The organism is Pseudomonas sp. HY2-MNA-CIBAN-0224 (assembly GCF_040310285.1).
GTDB lineage: Bacteria > Pseudomonadota > Gammaproteobacteria > Pseudomonadales > Pseudomonadaceae > Aquipseudomonas > Aquipseudomonas helleri.
In genome coordinates this window covers 1-240 of record NZ_JBEOPQ010000866.1, presented here as the reverse complement: position 1 = coordinate 240, position 240 = coordinate 1, and the positions used below count along the sequence as shown (strand labels likewise).

The following is a 240-nucleotide window of genomic DNA, read 5'->3' as shown; positions in this document are numbered from 1 at the left end:
GGTGAAAACGGGGTGTTACTTTCAGGCGGTCAACGTCAACGTCTTGCCATTGCTCGTGCTATGTTACGTGATGCGCCAGTGTTAATTTTAGATGAAGCCACATCGGCTTTGGATACCGAGTCTGAAAAAGCGATTCAAAAAGGCCTCGATAATCTTCGACATAACCGTACATCGATTGTGATTGCCCATCGTTTATCCACCATTGAAAGCGCCGATGAAATTTTGGTTATTGATCAAGGT

The 240-nt window shown here is 44.6% G+C and carries 1 protein-coding gene; it reads left to right on the top strand.

Annotation, left to right across the window (positions count from 1 at the left end; translation table 11 throughout):
- The coding region (locus AAEZ03_RS28730; protein WP_350583396.1) for an ATP-binding cassette domain-containing protein at nucleotides 1-240 on the top strand (240 nt) is incomplete at both ends.